This window comes from Paramesorhizobium leguminum (assembly GCF_003217235.1).
GTDB classification, from domain to species: Bacteria; Pseudomonadota; Alphaproteobacteria; order Rhizobiales; family Rhizobiaceae; genus Paramesorhizobium; species Paramesorhizobium leguminum.
The window spans coordinates 1-4,155 of the sequence record NZ_QJTF01000050.1 but is presented as its reverse complement, the minus strand read 5'-3'; the positions used below and the strand labels follow the sequence as shown (position 1 = coordinate 4,155).

At 60.0% G+C, this 4,155-nt stretch carries 1 protein-coding gene; it reads right to left on the bottom strand.

Translation table 11 applies throughout. The features are described 5' to 3' along the window. A partial coding sequence (locus C7477_RS18485) for an FG-GAP-like repeat-containing protein (RefSeq protein WP_110754803.1) occupies window positions 1–4,095 on the bottom strand: 4,095 nt, incomplete at its 3' end. Window positions 4,096–4,155: the final 60 nt, after the last annotated feature.

Genomic DNA, 4,155 nt, shown 5'->3' with positions numbered 1-4,155 from the left:
GATATCGGTGCAGGGCGCGGCAACCTTGCAGAAATACACCGTGCCGCCCACCGTCGGGTTCACCGTCGCCGTCAGCGTCACCTGCGTTCCCGCCGGTACCTGCGCCTGGGCCGGCTCGACGGCCAGCGCCACTTTGACCGGGACAGGCTGCCCGACCTTATAGGGGAGCGACCCGGTCATGCTGTTGAAATAGGCGTCGCCCGGATAGCTGGCGATGATGGTGATGTCGCCCGACGGCAGATGGGTGACATTCTGCAGCGTCGCCACATATTGCTTTGTATTGGTGTCCAGCGCGAGTGGCGCGGTGCCCAGGAACACATTGCCGTTCTGGGTGGTGAAGGTGACCAACTCGCCCTTGGGGTCGTGTCCCTGCGCGGCGTCGCCGTTTTTGATGCCGAAGGTGGCGGTCAGGGTCACCGGCTGGCCGGCATTGCTGCTGCCCTGGGGGTCGGCGGTCACCGTCAAGGTGGTATCGAGCTTCTGCGGTGCAAGCCCCACGGAGTTGGATTGCGGGCTCTTCTCGAAGAGCGCGTCTCCGGAATAAATTCCTACCAGCTCGTGATTGCCAGACGACGGGTCGCCGGCCGGCACCGGCACATCGGCCGACGCCGTCACCGTCACGGTGGGCTGGACGAACTCTGCGCTCACATTGTTGTCATGCCCATTGCCTACAGCCAAGTCCGCGAAGCCGTCGCCGTTGAAATCGCCGGCCACCGGCGACATCGAGAACTTTCCGACTTGCACGGTCTTGCTGGATGTAAAGGTCCAGGGGTAGCGGTCGCTGGCCAGCAGGAAGCTCAGCTGGCCCGGATAGTCACCCTGAGCGAAGAAATACGCGGCGGCGACATCGGACAAGCCGTCGGCGTTGAAGTCGCCGACCGTTACATTGAAGTTGTTCAACGAGGTATTGGCAAAGGTGACGACGGGCCTGGAGGTAAAATTCTTGCCGTCGCCCTGGCCCTGATAGAAGGCCACCGAGCTATCGGAGCCGTAGTTCTCGACGCCGACGGTAAAATCGAGTTTGCCGTCGGCGTCGAAATCGGCCACGGCCACCGATTGCACGGTGGCGCCGGGGCCAGTGTCGATGGACTGCGGATTGGCCTGGAACTGGCCCGTGCCGTCGCCCAGCAGCACCCATACCTGGCTGCCGGGGCCCTGCGGCACAATGAGGTCGGGATTGGCGTCGTTGTTGAAATCGCCGGCGGCGGCGTTGCCGCCAAAAACCTTCATATTGTTGCCGATCGCCACCGGGCTGCCCTTCGCCGTGAACCTGCCCGCGCCGTCACCCAGCCAGATTTGCGAATTGCCTGCGGTGACGAGCGCGAGGTCGAGCGTGCCGCTGGTGTCGAAATCGCTCACCGCGAAGGCCACCATGTCGCTCGCCGCGGTCCTGAAGGGCGTGGCACTGAAGCCGCCCGTGCCGTCGCCGGTATAGACATTGATTTGGGACTGGGTGCCGACAGCGATGTCGATATTGCCGTCATTGGTGAAATCGCCCGCCACGATCGGATAGACATCCGTGAAGACGGAGATTGTCGAGTGTGGCTCGTCGCTGAATTTGCCGTTGCTCTGCCCCAGGTAGATCTGAACGTCGTTGTAGGTCTCGGCGGCGATGGCGAGATCGGCGAGGCCGTCCTTGTTGAAATCCGCGCTGGCGAGCGAATTGGGTGCGTCGAGCGAATTGGGCCCCTGGCCGGGATTGATCGTGAAATCCCGCACGGTCAGGCTGTCGGTCGGTTGCGACCAGCTGGAAGTGGTGCCGAGCTGAACATTGTTGTTGGTCTGGTCGAAAATATCGACCGTGCCCGTCGGCGGGGTCGTGGGCGGCGCGAAGCTTTGGACCGTCACAGGAATGCTGTAGGGACCGCTGCCCTGCGGCTGGCCGAGCGTCGTCACCGTCGCATACTTGCCCGTCACCGTCAGCGTCTGTGCATCCGAGGGCGGGCTCGCCGTATAGTCGACGGAGCCCTTGAACCGCGCCGTATAGCTGTGCTGGCCGATATCGGCGAAGATGACAATCGATGCAACGCCGTTGAATATCTGGGCCGACCCGATACGATCGCTGCCCATACAGAGCTTCGATCCGGCAACGCAGAAATCGACCGTGCCGGTCTGCACCGTGGTCTGGCCGCCGTCTGCGGTCACCGTCGCCGTCAGCGTCGCTGAATTGTCCGCGGCGACCGAAGCGGGGGAAATCGACAGGGCGGTGCTGGTCAGGGCTTTTCCCAGCGGCTGCTTATTGGAATTGCTCGGCCCGTAGGCGGCGTCGCCTTCATAATGCGCCAGTACCTCATGTGTACCCGCCCAATCGGCCGATACGCCCGTTGCCGTGGCGGAGGCGGTCCAGGAATAATTGCTCAGGAATGTGGTGGTCTCTTTCGGATATGGAAAATCACTACTACTATAGTCTATTATGCCTACCAGCGCGTCCGTCAGGCCATCGCCATTGTAGTCACCGGTGGCTAAACCTATACCGTAGGTCGTCAGCGGCACATCGTGCTCATCGAACTGCCAATTATCCCCATTGAACCGATTGATCTCGTAAACCAGGGATTGCGTGTAGGTCGTCGTGAGGAAGGCCAGCGCAATATCCTGCTTGCCGTCGGCATTGAAATCACCGCCTTGAACTGGCGAAAACCCCGCTATTTGACCTTTGCCAGAAAAATTCCCCTGTCCATCGCCCCGAAATAAACTCGTCTGGATAGTATTTCCTCCTTGACCGGCGTACCCCAGTGTAAGATCAAGATGCCCATCGCCATCGAAATCACCGGTGAATACTGAGTTGACCTGATCTTGCAGTCGTGGTCCGTAAAGAGAAAAAGTCCCGTCTCCCTGGCCTAGTGCGATGTTGTAAAAAGCAACGTCAATATGCCCGTCTTCGTTATAATCCCCGGAACTCAAGCCGTCATTAACCTGACCGCCACAGCATGTTCCCACATTGCCGCCAGGTGTAAGGCCACCATTTCCATCGCCCATATAAAAATATACTTGACCTAAGTCGGTTCCCCCTCCTAAGGGGGCAGACATTGTGCCAGCTATATCAAGATGCCCGTCTTCATTAAAATCTGCGACGGTAATCTCCCCCACAGAAAAGCCGCTGACTGGAGGCGTCACCTGTGTACGTTGCTCGTGAAAAGAACCGTGCCCGTCTCCCATATACATAAAAATACCACAACTATAAATTGAAAACGCTACATCGAGATTACCATCCTCATTGAAGTCCGCGAGTGTTGAATATTGAAACTTACTGCAACCACCATTATCAATATCACTTTGGATCGCCGCTTCGAACGAACCGTCGGAATTTCCGATATAGGCTTTTATGGGTGGATTATCGTTGCGTCCGGGAACCATAATGAAATCCAGAATGCCATCATTGTTGATATCGCCGGCAGCGGACAGGCCCCCGTCGTTCTTATCCGGATTCTCCTGCGTGGGATCGACATACACGCCTCCCGTGGCCGTGCCGAGATTGGCATTCGCGATTTCCTTGTTGTTGTTGTTCGTATCCTGAAACGAGATTTTGCCGGTCGGGCCGGGGGCCGGACCGTTGGCAGTGACATGCGCCGTCAGTGAATAATTGCCGGGATCGCCGTCCGGCGTGTCGAAGGTGGTGGTGGTGGCTGCATTCGTCACTACGGTCACGGTGTTCGAGGTGGCGCCGCCGCGCGGCGTCGCGGCATGTTGAGCGGCCAGGAGCACCGCCTGGTATTCACGCGAGCCCGGCAGCGGGCGGAGGCGGAAGATTGCCTTGCCGGAAACGAGCTGCGCCTGACCGAGCAGGCCGAGACCGACACAGCGCGGCGCCTTGGGATCGCACAGTTGCACGGTTCCGGCGCCGCTGACATTGCTCACCGTCGCGGTGAAGGTCACGACATCGCCACCGTTCGCCGAGGTCTTGTCCGCCGTCAATGTCAAGCCCGGCGTCTGCGCCGGCGCCTGCGACACGATCCCGGTGAGGAGAACCAACTGGGCGATGAGCATGAGCCCGACCGCGCGCCAGCCCCGGCGCCGTCCGCCGCTCCCCGAGCCTCGGTTTTTCCGGTCGCGGTGGAAGTAGAAGGCATCGGAGATCGTGGCAAGAACAGCGGTCATTGGAAAAATCCTTGGTCACGCGCGACGCCGATCCGGCGCGCACATCGTGCAATCGCAGTG